We start from the raw sequence: 19,585 nt of genomic DNA, 5'->3' as shown, positions 1-19,585 counted from the left end.
GGCCGGGTCACTCGGCCCGGCAGGCGCCGAGCAGTTCGGCGGCCTTGTCGTGCTCGGCCTGGGTCATCCACAGCCCGTAGCCGGCCTTGAGCTCGACGACGTCCACCGCGTACTCGCAGCGGAACGACCTGTTCGGCGGCAGCCAGGTGGCGAGGTCGCCGTCGCTCTTCTGCTGGTTCGCCGGGCCGTCCACGGCGCGCAGGTTCGCGGGATCGTTGGCGAAGCTGAGGCGCTGCTGCGCCGTCCACTGCTGGGCGCCCTTCTGCCATGCGTCCGAGAGGGGCACGATGTGGTCGATCTGGACGTGCGCCGACCGTTCGCCGCGCTGGAATGGGATCGTGGTGCCAGTGTACGGATCCTCGAGGCTGCCGGAGAGGACCACGCAGTCCCGGGTTCCGGCCTTGAACACCGCGCCGCGGAGGTCGCGCGCGAGGACGTCGTTGCGGGTGTCGCAGCCATTGTGGTCGGTGTCCGCCCACGCCTCGCCGAACTCGGAGCGGGCGTACCCGGTCTTCGGCGCGCGCCCCTTCACGGGGATGGCGGCGAGCGAGGCCTTCGCCGCCGTGAGCTGGGCCGCGGGGACCCCACCGATCTGCGCCTGGACCGTCAGAGGCGACTCGACCCCTGGCACTTGGATGAGGCCGGCGAACCAGCCGAGGACCGCGGCCACGAGTGCCGCGGCCGCCGTCAGGCCCGCGACCCGGGGACGCCGGCCGCCGCGCGGGAGGCGCCGAGATGAACGCTGAAACATGGACGGCCCCCGCCGGTGGTTGACATGACTGTTCCACCGTACGGGAGGCCGCCGACACTCCGCGCCGCGGGCGCCCCTATGTGGAAAGGCGCCCCGCCGCGGTCAGGAGTAGGCGATGTCCTTGGTGGCGTGGTCGTACGCGATGGTGACCGGTCCGCCGTCGTGCGTCAGCTCGTGGTTGGGGCCGTCGAAGGCGCCGAACGCGCCGTAGTTCTCGTCCCACGAGCGGTTGATCGCGATCTTGAACGCGTAGTGGCCCGCAGGGAGGTCGACGGTGCGCACCCAGCGGCGCGAGGCCGCGTCGAGGCCCATCTGCACGGCGTCCGCGGTCGGCTCCCAGTCGGCGGCGGCGCCGAGGTGCGAGGCGAAGTCGCCCGCGATGGCCACGGACTCCGGCTGGTCGAGGTCCACGACGAGGGGCTCCGCGGCCGGCGCGGAGGCCGGCACAGCCTGCTCAGCAGCCGGCGCCTTCGCAGCGGGTGCCTTCACAGCGGAAGCCTTCTTCGGCGCTGCCTTGCGCGCCGGCTTCTTCTTCGTGGGCGCCGCCGCGGGGACCGGGGTGTCGGCGGGCACGGGCGTGCCGTCCGCGAGCGCGGCCGCGAGGGCCTGCGCCGTCGGGAAGGCGACCGTGGCGCGGAGGCCGTCCTCGGTGATGGCCCAGCCGCTGCGGCCCTTGACCATCCAGCCCGCCTTCACGAGCTTGGCGGTGGCGGCCGTGAGCGCCTTGTGGCCGCGCGGGATGCCTCCGGAGAGGAGGGCGGCCTCGTGCTCGTCGAACGGCACGGCGGTGACCGCCTCGGTCAGGACCTCCCGGGCGTCGGCCGTCTGATCAGTGAATGCCGCCTCCGCCAGCCCGTCCAGCACCGCCTTGAGACGGAGATCGAGCTTGTCTGCCGCGTTCGCGTTCCTCGCCATTGCTTCCCCTTGTTTCCTTGCGTTTCCGGCGGAGCCCATGCCGCACTCCGTGTCCATGCTGGCCGGTTACTCCTGGGTCGCCTTGTCGGTGACCGAGTGTGACGCGCCGTACAGCAGCTGCGTCCCACCGTGGCACGTCCTGGTTTCGCCGGGGTTACGTCCATGCGTCCTGCGCATGGCCCGCCGGCTCAGGTCTCCGCCGGTCCCCAGTCTACCGGGGCGCTGCCCGCCCGCCGGACAGCGAGCTGGCGGGCAGTACGCGAAGGCGTAGGCCCCGGTGTCGCTCTTCTTCGAGACGATCCTGCCGTCGATGAGGATCCCGCAATTCCAGTCGATGAGGATCGCGATATGCCAAGGGGCTGTGCACCTACGCGAAGAGCCCGGTTCCCACGTAGGGTCCAAGCCGCCGGCGCTGGTCCTCCGTGAGCCGCATGAGGCGGCCGGTGGACTCCTCCACGAAGGCGAGCTGCGTCGTCGCCCGCACGCATTCGTGGCCGTCGACGGGGTCGTGCACGAGGTAGTCGAGGGTCAGCGCGGCGGCCTTGAGGCCGCTCACCCACACGTCGACCTGGGCCGGGACGTTGCGGTAGTCGAGCGGGCGCACGTACCGGACCCGGTGTTCGACGACGAGCGCGAGCGTCCCGTCCGGGACCGCCGAGAACAGCGGCACGAGCGGCTCGACGCCGGCCGCGCCCGTGCCTCCGGGCGGCCCGAAGGCGGCAATGCGCGCCTCTTCGAGCATGCGGACGATCTGGACGTTGTTGATGTGCCCGTAGGCGTCCATGTCCCCCCATCGCATGGGGACCATGACGCGAAGCCGCTCGCTGCTCACCCCTTCGGTCTACCACACTGCCGCCGGTCTCCCGGGGGAGGTGCGTCCCTGCCGCGGGCGACGTCCGGGGCGCTCCGTGCCCCGCCGACGCCGTCCCCGCGGCTGCTTCAAGCCTAGGGAGGCGATCTTGCGCGGGAGTGACGCGTGCGTTTAATCGCGGTTACGTGGCGCCGGTCCCGGCCGCGGAGGTGCGTGGCTAGGATGGAGTCAGCTCCCGATGGATGCAGGGCCCCTCGTCCGACCGCTTGAGCGAGGCGCCGGCTAGATCAAGCGACGGTGTCCGGCCACACGGCCGGGGAGAGAGGGAACGCGATGCTGTTCGACCACCACGATGACGAGCCGATCCGGGTCCTGACGGACGCTGAGAGCTGGGAGCTCCTCGACAACGCCCGCCATGGCCGCCTCGCCACGGCAGCCGCGGGCGAGCTCGACATCGTCCCCATCAACTTCAGGTCCGCGGGCGGCAAGCTGTACCTCAAGACGACGCCGGGCACCAAGCTCGCAGAGCTGACCATCCATCCCCAGGTCGCCTTCGAGGCGGACGGCATCATGCAGGACGAGGCATGGAGCGTGGTCATCAAGGGCACCGCCCGGGTACTCGAACACTCCGACGAGATCGCCCAGGCCGAGGCCGCGAACATCGAGACGTGGCTCCCCACCTCGAAGAACGTCTACGTGGAGATCGCGCCCACCTCGATCGAGGGCCGCCACTTCCAGCTCGGTGCCGAGCCCGAGGAGACCACCGCGCGGGACTACTGACCCCGCGTTCCGGGTACGGCGGCACGATGGCGAACTCGGCGTCGGGCGACTCTATGGTCCACCGTCTGGTGCGCATCATCGCAGCCTTCGATGAGGAGCACCCGACGCTGAGTCCGGCCGAACTCGCCCGCAGGACGGGGTTGCCGAGCAGCACGGCGTACCGGATCGTCGACGAACTGCTCGCTGAGTCCCTGCTGGACAGGGACGGGCAGCGGCTGCGCCTCGGGACGAGGCTGTGGGAGCTCGTCTCCCGCGGGTCCAAGGTTCTGGGACTCCGGGAGGCAGCCTTGCCGTTCATGGAGGACGTCCAGGCTGTCGTGGGGCACCACACGACCCTCGGCGTGATCGACCAGCAGGACGTGCTGTACATCGAACGCCTGGGTTCGGACACGTCTACGGTCAACATCACCCGCGTCGCGGGACGTCTCCCGATCCACGCGACGTCCACCGGCCTGGTCCTGACGGCGTTCGGCTCCGCTGAGGCACAGGAGACGTTCCTCCGTCGCCGCCTGCCGAAGCTCACGGACACCACCGTGACGGACCCGGAGGAGCTGCGGCGGATGCTCGCAGACATCCGGCATTCAGGCTTCTGCGTCATGCCGGGGACGATCGTGCCCGAATCGACGGGCGTCGCAGTGCCGGTCTTCTCAGCGGACGGGACGGCCATCGCCGGCCTCAGCGTGGTCATACCCCGGGAGGGCGGTCCCGTGCAGGCCTCGATCACCGCACTTCAGACGGCTGCCCGGGGCATCTCGCGCGCCCTCGGCTGGGACGGCACGCTCCGGGACGCCATTCGGCGCAGCCTCTGACCGGCCAGCACTTTCTTCCCGATGATCGGGAATCTGTGATGTGCAATACATCGCAGGCGGGGACTCTCGTCAGTAGCCAGTTCACCGGCTCGAAGGAGAGTCCCCATGAAGTACCTCACCGGCAGTCCGCACAGCAGATACGACGTCGTCGTGCTCGGCTCGGGCGCGGGCGCACTCACCGCCGCAGCCACCGCGGCGCGTGCCGGCAAATCCGTCGTCGTCCTCGAGAAGGCCGCGCTCCTCGGCGGCACGAGCGCCGTTTCCGGCGGCATGCTCTGGATTGCGGCCAACCACTACGCCCGCGAGGGCGGCTTCAACGACACGGCCGAGGCAGCCGCGCAGTACGTGCGTGCCGTCTCGCGAGGCCGGGGCCGCGAAGAGCTGCTCGACGCCGCAGTCTCCTACGGCGACTCAATGCTCCGCTACGCAGAGGAGCAGCTCGGCGTGAAATTCCTGTTCCTCGACAACTTCCCGGACTACCGCCAGGACCTTCCCGGCTCCGTCGACGGCGGCCGGACCATCGAACCGCAGCTGGCGAACATCGTCGAGCTTCTGGGCGACCTCGGCGAGCACGTCCGTTCCGACGGCCGGGCCCCGTTCACCATGCAGGAGTACGAGAACTGGGGCGCGTTCACCCGCTTCCCCTGGGACGAGCTCGGCGCCCGGGCCGAGTCCGGACTCGTGGCCAAGGGCCGCGCCCTCGTGGCGATGCTCCTCGCTGCCGCGGTGCGCGAGGGCGTGCACCTTGCGGTCGAGGCACGCGGCGAGCGCCTGCTCCTCGACGGCGGTCTGGGGCACGACGGCGCGCGGGTCACCGGAGTGGCACTGGCCACCGGGGAGGAGATCACCGCCGCCGAGGCCGTGGTGATCGCCACCGGTGGATTCGAGTGGGACCGGGCCCTGGCCGACTCGATGCTGGCCAGCCGCCTCTACACGATGTGCTCGCCGCCCACGAACGAGGGCGACGGTCTGCGCATGGCCCAGCGCATCGGTGCGCAGACCCGCGGGACCCGCGAGGCGTGGTGGGCGCCGATGTCCGTCACGGGCGACACGCGCGACGGCCAGCCGATCGGCACCCTGCTGCGCTTCGAGCGCCAGGGCCCGGGCTCGATCATGGTCAACCGCTGCGGGAGGCGCTTCGCGAACGAGTCGCAGAACTACAACGACTTGGCGCGGTGCCTCCAATCGTGGGATTCGCCGAACAACACGACGCTCAACACCCCCGCCCACGTGGTCTTCGACCAGGCCTACCTCGAGCGCTACGGGATCCTCGCCCACCGCGCGGGCGAGCCGACTCCGGAGTACCTCACCGAGGGCGCGACGCTGCCCGAGCTCGCGGCGAAGATCGGCGTTCCGGCGGACGCCCTCGTCGCCACGGTCGAGCGCTTCAACGCGTTCGCGGTCCAGGGCGAGGATCCCGACTTCCACCGCGGCGAGACCGCCTACGACCGGTACTGGGGCGACGCTGACAACCTGTGGCCGAACCCCTCCCTCGCTCCGCTCGAACGCGGCCCGTACTACGCCATGGAGGTGGTCAACGGGGCCTTCGGCACGAACGGCGGCGTCTCGACCGATGGCTCGGCGCGTGTCCTCGATGTCGACGGCGCCCCGATTCCGGGCCTGTTCGCGGTCGGCAACGCGACCGAGAGCGCCTACGCCGCGGGCTACCCCGGCGCGGGCGCGACGCTCGGTCCGCTCATGACCATGGGCTACCTCGCGGGCCGCACGATCGCCGGCGAGCCGGCGAGGTACGACGGCGCAGGGGCCGCGCTCGTCGGAGCGGAGGCCCGATGATCCGCCACACCGTCCTCTTCAAGTTCAAGCCCGGTTTCCCCGCCGAGCAGCGCCAGGCCTGGACCGCCGGGCTCGACCGCATGCGCGGCAGCATCCCGGGCCTGATCGCCCTCACGCACGGGCCCGACGTCATCCGCTCGGAGCGGGCCTTCGACTACGCGATCGTCGCGGACTTCGAGTCCGTGGCGGACATCGAGGTGTACAACACCCATCCCCTGCACGAACCGCTGAAGGAGTACTCCTTCCCGAACAGCGAGCAGATCATCTCCGTCGACTTCGAGATCCCCAAGGACACCCCATGAGCAACGTCGCTCGTACCACCCCGGCCACGACAGCCTCGGCCGGCCACGCGGCGTCGTCCGCAGCCTCCGTCCAGAGCCCGGGCGCCCAGCGCAAGACGCCCAAGAAGGCGGCCCTCGCCTCGTTCCTCGGCTCCACGCTGGAGTACTACGACTTCTTCATCTACGGCACCGCCGCGGCGCTCGTCTTCCCGGCGCTGTTCTTCCCCGGCGACAACCCCACCGCCGGCCTTGTAGCCGCGTTCGCCACCTTCGGCGTGGCCTATGTGGCCCGCCCGCTCGGCGGCATGGTCATGGGCCACTTCGGCGACCGCCTCGGGCGGCGCAACGTGCTCCTCGTGACGCTCACGCTCATGGGGCTGGCCTCGCTGGGGATCGGCTTCCTGCCCACGTACTCCTCGGTGGGCCTGCTCGCCCCGGTGCTCCTCACCCTCGGCCGGCTGCTCCAGGGCTTCTCGGCCGGCGCCGAGTCCGCGGGCGCCTCCACCCTGACCCTCGAGCACTCGCCGGAGGGCCGCCGCGGCTTCTTCACCTCCTTCGTGATGGCCGGCTACGCGTCCGGCATGGTCCTGGCGACCGTCGTGTTCGTGCCCATCACGGCGCTGCCCAAGGAGGACCTCATGGCCTGGGGCTGGCGGGTCCCGTTCTGGTGCTCCGCGGCCGTGCTCGCGATCGCCTACTGGGTACGGACCCATCTCGAGGAGACACCGGTCTTCGAGGAGGCCCGCGCTGAGGGCGACGTCCGCAAGCTGCCGCTCGGCCAGGTGCTCCGCTACCAGGCCGCGGACGTGGTCCGGGTGCTGTTCATGTCGATCTTCTCGGTCATGCAGACCATCTTCACGGTCTTCGGCCTCTCCTACGCGACGGCGCACGGCGGCCTGGACAAGGGCGCCATCCTCACGATCAACGCCGTGGCCATCGGGCTCTCGATGCTCGTCATGCCGCCCGTGGCCGCCCTCTCCGACCGGGTAGGCCGCAAGCCGCTGCTGATCATCTCCATGCTGGGCTGCTCGGGCGCGCTCTTCGCCTACTTCTGGGCCCTCGGGACGGGGAACCTCATCCTCGTCGCCGCGGCGAGCTTCGTGTTCATGACCGTGCTCTACTCGGGCTTCAACGGCGTATGGCCGGGCTTCTTCGCCGAGCTGTTCGCGGCCCCCGTCCGCTATTCCGGCATGGCCCTGGGCAACCAGCTCGGCCTCCTCGTCGCCGGCTTCGGGCCCATGATCGGCGGCCTGCTCATGACCGTGGGGCCCACGGGCTGGGTGCCGGTCGCCGTCTTCGGTGCCGTCTGCGCGCTCGCGGCCGTGGTCGCCGTCGTGAGCTCCCGCGAGACCGCGCACACCCCGGTCGACGAGCTCGGCGGCCCCTACCTCAAGGCCGTCTCAGGCCGCCCGACGTCCACGAAGTGAACCAGGAGATTCAGAACCCCATGGGACAGAAGACAGCAGCCTGCGACGTCCTCGTCGTCGGATCCGGCGCCGCGGGCATGGCGGCCGCGCTCAAGGCGGCCAGCCAGGGCCTCAGCGTGATCGTCGCAGAGAAGGAGGAGTACTTCGGCGGGACCACGGCGATCTCCGCCGGCTGGGCCTGGGTGCCCGGCAACCGCGCCGGCGTGGCCGCCGGGGACACGCGCGAGGAGGTCGAGACCTACCTGAAGAACCTCGCCCCCGGCACCTACAACGCCGACGGCGTCGCGCAATTCCTCGACACCGTGCCCGAGGCGCTGGACTTCTTCGAGCGCCAGACCGCGGTCGAGTTCGTCTACCCCGAGAAGGCGCCCGACTACCAGATGGACCTGCCGGGGGCGCGCCTCGGCGGCCGCGCGATCCTGCCCAAGGACACCGACGCGCGGATCCTCGGCGACAGGCGCCTGCTCATGCAGCCGTACATGTCCTCCTACACCGTGTTCGGATACATGCCCCAGGTGGGCCCGGACATCAACGAGTTCTTCCACGTCAACCAGTCCGTGAAGTCCTTCGTCTACGTCGCCAAGAAGCTGCTGCGCACCTGGTTCGACGCTGCCCGCTACCGCCGCCCCGTGCTGCGCTCGAACGGCAACGCCCTCATGACCCTCATGGTCAAGAGCGCCTACGACGCGGGCGTGCGGATGTGGAAGTCCTCCCCCGTCCTGGAGCTCACGAGGGGCGACGACGGCGCCGTCACCGGGGCGGTGCTCGGCGGCGAGCATCCCGTGCGCGTGGAGGCCAAGCTCGGCGTGATCCTCGCCGCGGGCGGCTTCTCGGGCAACACCGAGCTGCGCAAGAGGTACTTTCCGCACGACGCGGCCGGTGACGACCACTTCACCCCCACGGTGGGCCACGGCGGCGACGCCGCGACGATGGCCATCGCGGCGGGCGGGCACATCGACGACGCCGTCTCCTCCGTGGGCTCGTGGGCTCCCGTGACCGTGTTCCGCTTCCGCGACGGCCGCCAGCGGCTCTTCCCGCACCTGCGCGCGATCGGCCTGCCGGGCCTCATCGCCGTGGACCGGCACGGGAAACGCTTTGGCAACGAGGCCCTGAGCTACCACGACTTCGGCGGGGAGATGATCGCCCACAACGCCGGGGAGGACAAGACCTTCGGCTGGGTCATCGCGGACGAGAAGACGATGCACAAGTACGGGATCGGCTACGCCAAGCCGTGGCCCATGCCGCGCGGCTACTTCTACAGGACGGGGTACCTGGTCAAGGGAGGCACGCTGGTTGAGCTCGCGGGCAGGATCGGCGTCGACGCCGCCGGGCTGCAGCAGACGGTCGCCGAGTTCAACGTGGGTGCACGGGCGGGCGAGGACCCCGAGTTCGGACGCGGCTCAACCGAGTACAACCATTTCCGCGGCGACATGGAGCACAAGCCCAATCCGAACCTCGCGCCCCTGGAGGCGGGCCCGTTCTACGCGGCAAAGATCCAGATGGGCGACCTCGGCACGTTCGCGGGCATCGCCGTGGACTCGGACAACGTCGTGGTCACCGAGGAGGGCACTCCCATCCCCGGCCTCTTCGCCGTGGGCGCGGCCGCCCGCAGCGTGTTCGGCGGCGGCTACCCGGGCTACGGCTCGCACATCGGCGCGGCCCTCGTGTTCGGCTACCGTGCCGGGCGGGACATCGCTCAACTGGCCGCCGAACGCGGGGTCGAGCGGGGGCCCGCGGTCACCGAGGGGGCCGAGCGATGACCCGGATGTCGGACCGCGTGGCCGGGAAGGTAGCGCTGATCTCCGGCGCGGCGCGCGGGATGGGCTCCTCCCATGCGCGCACGCTCGCCGCCCACGGGGCGAGCGTCGTCATCGCGGACCTGCTCGAGGAGGAGGGCGGGGCGCTCGCGGCGAAGATCAACGCCGAGACGGGGGCCGACGTCGCGTCGTTCGTGCACCTCGATGTCACCGACTACGCGAGCTGGGAGCGGGCGGCGGAGGCCGCCGTCGACCGCTTCGGACGGCTCGACGTGCTCGTCAACAACGCGGGCATCTTCACGCGCGGGTCCGTCGAGGACGCCGACGTCGACGAGTGGCGCAGGACGATCGAGATCGACTTGACCGGGAACTTCCTGGGTATGAAGGCCGCCGTGCCGCACATGAAGGCCGCGGGCGGGTCGATCATCAACATCTCCTCGATCGCCGGACTCGTCGGGTTCAAGAACCGCGCCGCGTACGCCGCCGCGAAATGGGGCGTGCAGGGGCTCACGAAGACGAGCGCCATGGACCTCGGCCCGTATGGCATCCGGGTCAACTCGGTCCACCCCGGCTCGGTCCGCACGCCCATGACGGCCGGCCTCGCGCGCGGCTTCGGCCAGATCCCCCTCGGCCGCGACGCGGACACCCAGGAGATCTCGGACCTGATCCTGTTCCTCGCCTCGGACGAGTCGCTCTTCATGACGGGGGCGAGCCTCGCCATCGACGGTGGCGAGACCGCTGGAAACAACCTGCGCCAGGACGCGTAGTGCGGTTCGCGGAGCGGGTCGCGGTGGTGACGGGCGCGGCGTCGGGCATCGGGGAGGCGACGGCGCGGCTGCTCGCCGCCCAGGGAGCCGCCGTGGTGATCGGCGATGTCGCGGAGGGGGCGCACGACGTCGCGCGCGCCCTCCGCGACGACGGTCACCGCGCGCAGTTCGTCCCCACGGACGTGACCGAGGAGGACTCGGTCGCGGCGCTCATGGACCGCGCGGCGAGCGAGTTCGGCGCGCTCGACATCCTCGTGGCCAACGCGGGCATCGCCGAACCGAAGGCCCCGCTGCACGAGCTCGATGTGGCCGCGTGGCGACGTGTGGTCGAGATCGACCTCACCGGCGTGGCGCTGTGCGGCAAGCACGCCCTGCGGCACATGGTGGCCGCCGGGCGCGGGGCGATCGTGAACGTCTCCTCGATCCTCGGCACGGTCGGCCAGCCCAACAGCACCTCCTATTCGGCGGCCAAGGCCGCCGTGGCGAACCTCACCCGCTCTGCCGCCGTGACCTACGCCGCGCGCGGGATCCGGGTCAACGCCGTCGCCCCCGGCTACGCCGATACCCCCCTCGTAGCCGGGCTTCCCGAGGCGGTGCGCTCCTCGATGGCCGCGAAGCAGCCCATCGGCCGGCTCGCGAGGCCGGAGGAGATCGCGGAGGCCATCGCGTTCCTCGCCTCGGACGCGGCGTCCTTCGTGGTGGGCGCCGTGGTTGCCGTCGACGGCGGCTATACGGCGGTGTGAGGAACCAGGCCAGCACCGAATGTCACCCCGCAGCGTTACGGGTACGCATCTCGTCGCCGAAAACCCCTTCCGGGTACGCGCGCTCGTACCCGGAAGGCGGAAATCGCGACGAGATGCGTACCCGAAACGGGAGGGAGGGCGGGAACGGGAGGGGCGGGGACGGGCCCGGTGGGGTGGGCTGAGAGGTCAGGTGCGGGGGGCGCCCCGGCCGAGGCCGCCGCCTCCTCCGCCTCGACGTCGATGCCCCCGGCGAACTGGCTCATGTAGAGCCGGTGGTAGGCACCCCCGCGCTCGAGCAGCTCCTCGTGCCGGCCCTGTTCGACGATCGAGCCGTTCTCCACGACCAGGATCGTGTCCGCGTCCCGGATCGTGGAGAGCCGGTGGGCGATCACGAACGAGGTCCGGTCGGTCCGCAGCGCCCGCATGGCCTTCTGCACGAGCAGCTCGGTGCGGGTGTCCACCGAGGACGTGGCCTCGTCGAGGATGAGCAGGGAGGGGTTGGCCACGAACGCGCGCGCAATGGTGATGAGCTGCTTCTCGCCAGCGGCGATGTTGGTCCCCTCCTCGTCGATCACGGTGCTGTAGCCCTCCGGCAGGGACCGCACGAACCGGTCCACATAGGTGGCCTTCGCCGCTGCCATGATCTGTTCCTCGGTCGCGTCGAGGTTGCCGTAGCGGATGTTGTCGTAGATCGTGCCGCCGAACAGCCACGCGTCCTGGAGCACCATGCCCACCTTGGAACGCAGCTCGTCCCGGGAGAGGTCGCGGATGTCTACGCCGTCGAAGAGGATCCGGCCGGAGGAGATCTCGTAGAACCGCATGACGAGGTTCACGAGCGTGGTCTTGCCCGCGCCCGTCGGGCCCACGATGGCCACGGTGTGGCCGGGCTCGGCGGTGAGGGACAGGTCCTCGATGAGCGGCTTGTCCGGCGTGTAGGAGAAGGAGACGTGCTCGAAGTCGACGTGCCCGTCCGTGGCCGCGGGCAGGTGGCGCGTGGCGGTCTCGGGCTCCTGCTCCTCGGCGTCGAGCAGCTCGAACACTCGCTCGGCCGAGGCCACGCCGGACTGCAGCATGTTCGCCATGCCCGCGATCTGGCCGAGCGGCTGGGTGAACTGCCGCGAGTACTGGATGAACGCGGTCGCGTCGCCGAGCGTCATCTGGCCGGCGGCCACGCGCAGGCCGCCGACGACGGCGATGCCAACGTACGCGAGGTAGCTGATCCAGTTCATGATCGGGAACATCATGCCCGAGACGAACTGGGCGCCGAAGGACGCCCGGTAGAGGTCCTCGTTCTTGCCGTCGAAGCCCTCGACCATCTCCTTCTCGCGGCCGAACAGGATGGCCAGCTCGTGGCCGGAGAAGGACTCCTCGATGTGCCCGTTGAGGATGCCCGTGTCCCGCCACTGCGCCTTGAACAGCTTCTGGCTGCGCGTGCCGATCACGCCCGTCACGACCGCGGAGAGCGGCAGCGCCACGAGGGCGATGAGGGCCAGCTCCCACGAGACGATGAACATCATCACGATGATGCCCAGCACCTGCAGGATCGAGGAGAGCAGCTGGGAGAAGGCCTGCTGGAGCGCCTGCTGGACGTTGTCGACGTCGTTGGTCACCCGGGAGAGCAGGTCTCCGCGCTGGCGGGTGTCGAAGTACCCGAGCGGCAGCCGGTTGAGCTTGGCCTCGACGTCGCGGCGGAGCCGGTACACGATCCGCATCACGACGCGGTTGAGGATGAACCCCTGCGCCCACATGAACAGGCTCGCCACGAAGTACATGACGAGGATGACCGCGATCAGGAGGGTCAGCTCGTTGAAGTCGATCCCCTGCCCGGGCACGAGGTTCATGGCCGAGAGCATGTCCGCGACGTTGTTCTGGCCCTGGGCGCGCAGGCCCGCGATGACCTGGTCCTTCGTCACTCCGGCCGGCATCTGCTTGCCGATCACCCCGGCGAAGATGACGTCCATGGCCTTGCCGAGGATCTTGGGCGCGATCACGGACAGGACCACCGAGACGATGATGAAGACGACCACCACGGCCATCCAGCCCATCTCCGAGCGGATCAGTCCGAGGAGCCGCTGGGCGGTCCTGCGGAAGTCCTTGGCCTTCTGCGTGGGCATCTGCTGCCCGAACCCGCCGCCTCCGTGGCCGCTCCTGGGCGCCGGGGCCTCCTCGGCCCCGGTCTCCTCAGGCTCCGCGTCCGGCGCCGCGGCGCGCGTGCTGTCCTGGCTCATGCCTGCTCCCCCGTGGCTCCCGCGGCTCCCGCGACGCTCTGGACTTCCTCGGCGCTGATCTGCGACTGGACGATCTCCTGGTACGTCGGCGACGTCTCGAGCAGCTCCTCATGCGTTCCGCGGTCCACGATCTTCCCGCCGTCGAGGACCAGGATCTGGTCGGCTCCCATGATGGTGGAGACGCGCTGGGCGACGACGATCATGGTCGCCCCGTGCGTGCGGTCCCTGAGGGCGCGCCGCAGCCGCGCCTCGGTCGCGACGTCGAGGGCCGAGAAGGAGTCGTCGAAGAGGTACACCTTGGGCTGGGCCACGAGCGCGCGGGCGATGCAGAGCCGCTGCCGCTGGCCGCCGGAGACGTTCGTGCCGCCCTGCGAGATGGGCGAGTCGAGCCCCTTCGGCTTGGCGCGGACGAACTCGGCGCCCTGCGCGACCTCGAGCGCGTCCCAGAGTTCGCCGTCGGACGCCGTCTCCTTGCCGAAGCGCAGGTTGTGCGCGACCGTGCCGGAGAACAGGTACGGCCGCTGCGGGACCATGGCCACGCGCGAGGTGATCTCGTGGCGCGGCATCCGCCCCAGCGGCACCCCGTCGAGCAGGACCTCGCCCTCGGCCGCGTCGTACAGGCGCGGGATCAGGTTCAGCAGGGTCGTCTTGCCCGAGCCCGTCGACCCGATGACGGCCACGGTCTGTCCGGGGCGGGCGGTGAAGGAGATGCCGCTGAGGACGGGGGCCTCGGCGCCCGGGTACGCGAAGGAGACATCGCGGAACTCGACGACGCCCTCGGCCTTCTCCGGCACCACGGGCTCGGCGGGCTCGCCCATGGAGGGCTCGACGCCGAGGACCTCCCCGATCCGGTCGGCGCATACGGTGGCGCGCGGGATCATCATCGCCATGAAGGTGCCCATCATGACGGCCATGAGAATCTGGAGCAGGTACTGCATGAACGCCGTCAGCGAGCCGATCTGCATGTCCCCCGAGTCGACGCGGTGGCCGCCGAAGAACAGGACCGCCGCGGTGGCGGCCTGGAGCAGCAGCATGATGATCGGGAACATCAGCACGAAGATCTGCCCGACCTTGAGCGAGATGTCCGTCAGGGCCCGGTTGGCGTCCGCGAAGCGCTCCTCCTCGAACCGCTCGCGCACGAACGCGCGGACCACGCGGATGCCGATGATCTGCTCGCGCAGCACGCCGTTGATGGAGTCGATCCGGGACTGCATCTTCCTAAACAGCGGCATGAGCAGGTAGACGAGGAATCCGACGACGGCGAACAGCACGCCCACCGACACCCAGACCAGCCAGGACAGCCCGGCGTCCTCGTTGAGGGCCATGATGATGCCGCCCACGCACATGATCGGGGCCGAGACCATGAAGTTCAGCCCCATGAGCATGACCATCTGGACCTGCTGGACGTCATTGGTGCCGCGCGTGATGAGCGTGGGCGCCCCGAAGCGCTGCAGGTCCTGGGCGGAGTAGGAGGTGACCCTGCGGAACACCCCTTGGCGCAGGTCCCGCCCGAACGCCATGGCCGTCCTCGAACCGAAGTAGACCGCGGCGATCGCCGTGAGGACCTGGACGAACGCGATGCCCAGCATGAGCGCGCCCTGGCGCCAGATGTAGTCCGTGTCCCCCTTGGCCACGCCCTGGTCGATGATCTGGGCGTTGATGCTGGGCAGGTACAGGGTGGCCATCGTCGTGGCGAGCTGGAAGACCACCACGGCGGCGATCCACGGCCAGTAGCGGGCGCCGTAGCGCCGGATGAGAGTGAGGAGCATCGAGGTCCTTGCGGTCGGGCTCCCGCCGGTGCCGAGCGGGGCGTGTCCAGCGTAGGCCCGGCGCACGCCCGCGGGCATCCGCCTTGAGGACTAAACGGGCAGCCTGCGGACGTGCTCTGTCCGCAGGCTGCCCGTTGTGTCCGGTGCCGTCAGTTGGCGCTGTGCCGCCCCCGCGTGGCGAGGTACAGCGCCGCCTCCTTCTGCAGCTGCCGCTCGGCGTCGAGCTCCTGCTGGAGCTGGGCGAGCTGGGCCGCGGTCTCCCCCTGGGCCTTCGCGGTAGCGCCCTGCTCGGCGGCGAGGCGCTGCTGCTCGTCGAGCTGGTCGGCGAGGCGCTCCATGAGCGAGGCGAGCTGGGCCTGCTGGCGCGCCAGGATGCGCTGGGTCTCCTGCAGCGCCTCGAGCGTGCCGGCGGCGGCGGGTGCGGCTGCCTGCGCGGCGGCCGGGGCGGACTCGGCGAGCAGCAGCGCCAGCTCGGTGTCCAGGGCCGCGCCCTCCCCCTCGGCGCCGGCGAGGACCTCGCGGATCGCTGCCCGGCGCGCCGAGGCGGCGGCCGGCCGTCCGGCCCTGACGGGCTCGCCCTCGTCTGCGGCGGGGACGGACGACGGCGAGCCGGGCGCCTCGGGCGAGGCGGCGGCGTCGTGCGCTCCGATCGGGGCGACGGACGGAAGGGAGGCCGTGGCCGGGTTCGCGCCGGGGGCGCCGCCGGCCTGGGCGGGCTTGACGATGTCCACGGTGCGGCGCAGCGGGACCTCCTTGATGAAGAGGACGGCGAGCACTGCGACGACGCCGATGATGCCTGCGACCAGGAAGGACTCGGCCGAGGCGTCGCCGAAGGCCGCGCGGACGACGCCCGCCAACGGGGCCGGCATGTCGTTGAAGTCCAGGCTCGCGCCGCCGGTGGAGCCGGCCGGGACCTTGATCCCCTTGGCCGCGAGGCCCTGGGTGATGAGATTAGTCGAGCGATTGTTGAGGACCGTGCCGAGGACGAGGACGCCGATGGCCCCGAAGACCGAACGGAAGAACGCGACGGTGGAGCTCGCCGTGCCGATGATGGCCACCGGGACCGTGTTCTGGACCGCAAGGACGAGGTTCTGCATCGTCATGCCGAGGCCCAGGCCGAGGACGAACGAGAACACGCCGGTGACGGCGAGGTCGGTCGTGTGGTCGATCGTGCCCAGGAGCCCCATGCCGCCGGCGGTGAACACCGTTCCGGCCAGGAGATAGCCCTTCCACCGCCCGAAGCGGGTGATGAGCTGGCCTGTGACGACCGAGCCGAGGAAATTGCCCGCGATCATCGGCAGCGTGAGGAGGCCCGCCTCGGTCGGGGTGGCGCCGCGCGCCACCTGGAAGTACTGGCCGAGGAAGGACGAGGACGCATACATCGAGACGCCGACCGCGGCGGAGGCGATGATGCTCAGCGCCGTCGTGCGGTCCGCGATGATCTTCAGCGGGATGATCGGCTGGGCGACCTTGGACTCGACGATGATGAGCAGCACGATCCCGACGAGTGCGCCGCCCAGCATCGCACCGGTCTGCCACGACCACCAGTCGTAGTAGCCCGGCTGCCCCGCGAACGAGACCCAGATGAGCACGGTGCTCACCGAGGCGCTCAGCAGCAGCGAGCCGAGCCAGTCGATCTTCGCGTGCCGGCGGACATGCTTGAGCTTGAGCGTGGCCTGGATCAGGATCAGCGACACGACGGCGAGCGGCACGCACACGAAGAACGTCCACCGCCAGCCGAGGGGCGAGTCGACGATGAAGCCGCCGAGGAGCGGGCCGCCAGCCGTGCCGACGGCCATGACGGCGCCCATGTAGCCGGAGTAGCGTCCGCGCTCCCGCGGCGGGATCATGGCGCCGATGATCGCCTGGGCGAGCGCCATGAGACCGCCCATGCCGATGCCCTGCACTACACGGGCTGCGATCATCTCGGGGATGCTCTGGGAGATCCCGGCGACCACGGACCCGATCACGAAGATGATGATGTTGAGCTGCGTGAGCAGCTTCTTGTCGAACAGGTCGGCCAGCTTGCCCCAGATGGGGACCGTGACCGCGCTCGCGAGGAGTGAGGCCGTGATGATCCACGCGAAGTCGGTCTGTGTGCCCTTGAGGTCGGCCATGATCGTCGGGAGGGCGTTCGAGACGATCGTGCTCGAGAGGATCGCGGTGAAGAATGCTGCCAGGAGGCCGGTGAGGGCCTCGAGGATCTGCTTGTGGCTCATCTGCGGAGCCGCCGCGTCAGCGGGCTGCAAGGGCTTCCTCCTTGTCGGTCGGTGTGGTGGTCGGGGCGGGGCGGTGGCCGGAGCTGGAGCGCAGGGCCTCGGAGAGCTGTCCGATGGCGGCGACGGCGGCCGCGGCGCGGCCCTCGTCCCAGTCGGCGAGGTAGCCCTGGAGGCGCTGGATGCGGTGCTCCTCGATCTCCTCGAGGACCCGGTAGCCGCGCTCGGTGAGCCCGACGAGCTGCGCGCGCCGGTCGTCGGGGTCGCGGCGGCGCTCGACGAGCCCGAGGCCCTCGAGCTCGGCGAGGTGCCGGCTGAGCACCGGGGCGCTCACGCCGAGCTTGCCGGCGAGGTCGACGGCGCGGCCGCCGTGCTCGCCGATCACGCGCAGGACGCCCTGCGATGCGACGCCGAGCTCTCCGTGCTTCAGCTCGGAGGTCGACAGGCAGCGGACCACCCGCTGCAGGTCGAAGACGCGGTGGATCAGCTCGCGCGCCGTTCCGGGATCGACAGGCATGGGCCGCCCCTCCTCAATTGATTGCTTGCAACAACTATACAGTCGATGGTTGCTTGTGCAAACTAATTCGGAAGGTGACCTTAGTAACACGAGGCGACGGACCGGCGTCGTGCGCGGCGGCGATACGCATCTGGGGGTCACGTTCTGGGAGTCACATCGAGTGACTCCCAGAACGTGACCCCCAGAAGGTGACTTCCAGAAGGTGACTCTTAGAGGGCCGCCCCCAGACGGGAGGCGGGGCCGGCCGGGCGGGGCTAGCCGAGATGGGTCGGGGCGAACATCTTCAGGAGCGTCTCGACCACGACGACGTTGGGCCCGTCCGCGGCGAGGCTCTCCTCGAGCGCCTCCCGCACGCCCTCGACCGGCACGCGCCGGGCAGGAACGCCGAAGGACTGGGCGAGGGCCACGAAGTCGGGTCGCGCGAGCTCGGTCGCGGTGGCCTTGCCGAACGCGTCCTCCATGTACTCGCGCAGGATCCCGTAGCCGCCGTCGTCCACGATGAGCCAGGTGACCGGAACGTTGTGCTGGCGCGCGGTGGCGAGCTCGGCGATCGAGTACATCGCCGAGCCGTCGCCGGAGACGGCCAGGACCCGGGCCGGCCGCCCGAGCGTGGCCAGGCCCACGGCCCCGCCGATCGCGGCGGGGAAGCCGAAGCCCAGGCCGCCGGCGCCCTGGGCGGAGTGGAACTGGCCCCGGCGCGAGTCCCAGCAGCTCCAGGCCCAGTAGGCGGAGATGGTCATGTCCCAGAAGGTCTGCATGTCGTCCGGCACGGCGGCGCGGACGTCCGCCATGAAGGCCAGCTCCTTGGCCAGGTCCTGGGACTCGAGCCGCGCGCGGACCTTCCCGAGCGCCTCCGCCACCACGTCCTCGGGCGACTTCCCGTGCCAATCCGGGCCGGCGCCGCGCCCGGCGGCAGCGCCGGCCGCACCGGCCGGGGGCGCCGCGAGGGCGGTCTCGAGCGCGGCGAGGGCCTGCCCGGCGTCAGCGCGGATGCCCAGGCCCGGCCGGTTGGACTCGAGCACGCGGGGCTCGGCGTCGATCTGGATGATCCGGCCGCGCGGCTCGAACGTGAAGTAGTTGGAGGTGACCTCGCCGAGGGAGGAGCCGACCACCACGAGCACGTCGGCATCCTCGAGGACCTCGGTCATGTGCCGGTCCTCGATCCACGACTGGAGCGAGAGCGGGTGCTCCCAGGGGAAGGCCCCCTTGCCGCCCGGGGTGCAGATGACGGGCGCGCGCAGCTGCTCGGCGAGGCGGCGCAGGGAGGCCTCGGCGTGGCCGCGGCGGGTGCCGCCGCCGGCGATGATGGCGGGCCGGCGCGCGCCGCGCAGCCAGTTGACCGCCTCGCGGACCAGCTCGACCCGCGGGGGGTTGTCCGCCGCCTCGGCGAGGGCGTCCTCCACGGGCGGGACCATGACGGGATCGAGGAGCACGTTCTGCGGGATCTCGACCCACACCGGCCCCTGCGGGGAGGAGATCGCGTCCGTCCAGGCGTCCTGGATGGCGGAGGGGATGCCGGAGGCGTGCTGGATGAGCCGCTGGCTCTTGGTGACGTTCGCGGCCGAGGCCTTCTGGTCGTCGAGCTGGTGCAGCATGCCCTTGCGCCGGGCGCCGAGGCCCTCGAGCGGGATCTGGCTCGCGATGACGACCATCGGAACGCCGGTCGCGTAGGCCTCCTGCAGGCCCGCGAGGGAGGTCAGGGCGCCCGGGCCGGTCGAGAGGAAGAGGACCCCCACCTCGCCCGTGGCGCGCGAGTAGCCGTCCGCCGCGAAGGCCGAGTTGTTCTCGACCCGGCTCGAGACGAAGGAGAGGCTCCCCCGGCCCATGGCGTCGAACAGGCCCAGCGCGTGCTGCCCGGGGATGCCGAACACGGTCTTCGCACCGAGCGCCTCGAGCGTCTCGACCACGAGGTCACCGCCGTTGCGGGGACCGGCCCCGCGCACGACGCCGGCCTCCTCGCCTTCCGCCGCCACCGCGGCGGATGCTTCCCGGGCCTGCGCTCCCTGGGCCGCGACCTGGA

16 protein-coding genes are annotated in these 19,585 nt (G+C 70.7%); 8 read left to right on the top strand and 8 right to left on the bottom strand.

Annotation, left to right across the window (positions count from 1 at the left end; genetic code table 11):
* Nucleotides 1-7 precede the first annotated feature (7 nt).
* The 3 genes from SA2016_RS05865 to SA2016_RS05855 all read right to left on the bottom strand — a co-directional run bounded on the left by SA2016_RS05865 (nucleotide 8) and on the right by SA2016_RS05855 (nucleotide 2,498).
* Nucleotides 8-751 carry an HNH endonuclease family protein gene (locus tag SA2016_RS05865; RefSeq protein ID WP_084249343.1) on the bottom strand — a complete coding sequence of 248 codons (744 nt, stop codon included), beginning with the start codon at nucleotides 749-751 and terminating at the stop codon, nucleotides 8-10.
* 102 nt (nucleotides 752-853) lie between these two features.
* Nucleotides 854-1,666: a pullulanase X25 domain-containing protein gene (locus SA2016_RS05860; RefSeq protein WP_066496482.1), complete on the bottom strand. Its 813-nt coding sequence runs from the start codon at nucleotides 1,664-1,666 to the stop codon at nucleotides 854-856.
* A 367-nt stretch (nucleotides 1,667-2,033) separates the two neighbouring features.
* Nucleotides 2,034-2,498: an acyl-CoA thioesterase gene (locus tag SA2016_RS05855; protein WP_229710921.1), complete on the bottom strand. Its 465-nt coding sequence runs from the start codon at nucleotides 2,496-2,498 to the stop codon at nucleotides 2,034-2,036.
* A 312-nt stretch (nucleotides 2,499-2,810) separates the two neighbouring features.
* Between SA2016_RS05855 and SA2016_RS05850 the strand changes: the two genes are divergently transcribed.
* The 8 genes from SA2016_RS05850 (at nucleotide 2,811) to chcB2 (ending at nucleotide 10,835) form a co-directional block, all read left to right on the top strand.
* On the top strand, nucleotides 2,811-3,257 hold the full coding sequence (locus tag SA2016_RS05850) for a pyridoxamine 5'-phosphate oxidase family protein (protein WP_066496478.1): 447 nt from the start codon (nucleotides 2,811-2,813) through the stop codon (nucleotides 3,255-3,257).
* 68 nt (nucleotides 3,258-3,325) lie between these two features.
* Nucleotides 3,326-4,066, top strand: a complete 741-nt coding sequence (locus SA2016_RS05845) for an IclR family transcriptional regulator (protein WP_306505425.1) — start codon at nucleotides 3,326-3,328, stop codon at nucleotides 4,064-4,066.
* A 105-nt stretch (nucleotides 4,067-4,171) separates the two neighbouring features.
* Nucleotides 4,172-5,860: a 4-oxocyclohexanecarboxylate 2-dehydrogenase gene (gene chcC1 / locus SA2016_RS05840; protein ID WP_066496474.1), complete on the top strand. Its 1,689-nt coding sequence runs from the start codon at nucleotides 4,172-4,174 to the stop codon at nucleotides 5,858-5,860.
* Nucleotides 5,857-6,162 (top strand): Dabb family protein, encoded by a 306-nt coding sequence (locus tag SA2016_RS05835; protein WP_066496472.1) that lies wholly within the window; start codon nucleotides 5,857-5,859, stop codon nucleotides 6,160-6,162. The genes chcC1 and SA2016_RS05835 overlap by 4 nt, the downstream gene beginning before the upstream one ends.
* Nucleotides 6,159-7,568, top strand: coding sequence for an MFS transporter (locus SA2016_RS05830; protein ID WP_084249342.1), 1,410 nt, complete (start codon nucleotides 6,159-6,161; stop codon nucleotides 7,566-7,568). The genes SA2016_RS05835 and SA2016_RS05830 overlap by 4 nt, the downstream gene beginning before the upstream one ends.
* A 20-nt stretch (nucleotides 7,569-7,588) precedes the next feature.
* Nucleotides 7,589-9,328 (top strand): 4-oxocyclohex-2-ene-1-carboxylate 5-dehydrogenase, encoded by a 1,740-nt coding sequence (chcC2, locus tag SA2016_RS05825; protein ID WP_066496465.1) that lies wholly within the window; start codon nucleotides 7,589-7,591, stop codon nucleotides 9,326-9,328.
* Entirely contained in the window at nucleotides 9,325-10,092 is a 768-nt protein-coding gene (gene chcB1, locus SA2016_RS05820) for a trans-4-hydroxycyclohexanecarboxylate dehydrogenase (protein ID WP_218030616.1), read from the top strand. Before chcC2 ends, chcB1 begins: the two co-directional genes overlap by 4 nt.
* Nucleotides 10,092-10,835 (top strand): cis-4-hydroxycyclohexanecarboxylate dehydrogenase, encoded by a 744-nt coding sequence (chcB2, locus tag SA2016_RS05815; protein WP_066496464.1) that lies wholly within the window; start codon nucleotides 10,092-10,094, stop codon nucleotides 10,833-10,835. The genes chcB1 and chcB2 overlap by 1 nt, the downstream gene beginning before the upstream one ends.
* 35 nt (nucleotides 10,836-10,870) lie before the next feature.
* On the opposite strand, the gene SA2016_RS05810 is transcribed toward chcB2, so the two are convergent.
* The 5 genes from SA2016_RS05810 to SA2016_RS05790 all read right to left on the bottom strand — a co-directional run bounded on the left by SA2016_RS05810 (nucleotide 10,871) and on the right by SA2016_RS05790 (nucleotide 19,538).
* Complete coding sequence (locus SA2016_RS05810) at nucleotides 10,871-13,063, bottom strand: ABC transporter ATP-binding protein (protein ID WP_084249341.1); 2,193 nt, start codon at nucleotides 13,061-13,063, stop codon at nucleotides 10,871-10,873.
* Complete coding sequence (locus SA2016_RS05805) at nucleotides 13,060-14,832, bottom strand: ABC transporter ATP-binding protein (RefSeq protein ID WP_066496462.1); 1,773 nt, start codon at nucleotides 14,830-14,832, stop codon at nucleotides 13,060-13,062. The genes SA2016_RS05810 and SA2016_RS05805 overlap by 4 nt, the downstream gene beginning before the upstream one ends.
* 149 nt (nucleotides 14,833-14,981) lie before the next feature.
* Complete coding sequence (locus SA2016_RS05800) at nucleotides 14,982-17,051, bottom strand: MDR family MFS transporter (RefSeq protein WP_084249340.1); 2,070 nt, start codon at nucleotides 17,049-17,051, stop codon at nucleotides 14,982-14,984.
* 16 nt (nucleotides 17,052-17,067) lie between these two features.
* Nucleotides 17,068-17,565 (bottom strand): MarR family winged helix-turn-helix transcriptional regulator, encoded by a 498-nt coding sequence (locus SA2016_RS05795; RefSeq protein ID WP_066496458.1) that lies wholly within the window; start codon nucleotides 17,563-17,565, stop codon nucleotides 17,068-17,070.
* Between the two features lie 254 nt (nucleotides 17,566-17,819).
* The gene (locus SA2016_RS05790; RefSeq protein ID WP_066502065.1) at nucleotides 17,820-19,538 is read right to left on the bottom strand and encodes a thiamine pyrophosphate-binding protein; all 1,719 of its coding nucleotides are present in this window, start codon (nucleotides 19,536-19,538) and stop codon (nucleotides 17,820-17,822) included.
* Between the last annotated feature and the right edge of the window lie 47 nt (nucleotides 19,539-19,585).

The organism is Sinomonas atrocyanea (genome assembly GCF_001577305.1).
Taxonomy (GTDB): domain Bacteria; phylum Actinomycetota; class Actinomycetes; order Actinomycetales; family Micrococcaceae; genus Sinomonas; species Sinomonas atrocyanea.
This window is presented reverse-complemented; position numbering and strand designations above follow the sequence as displayed.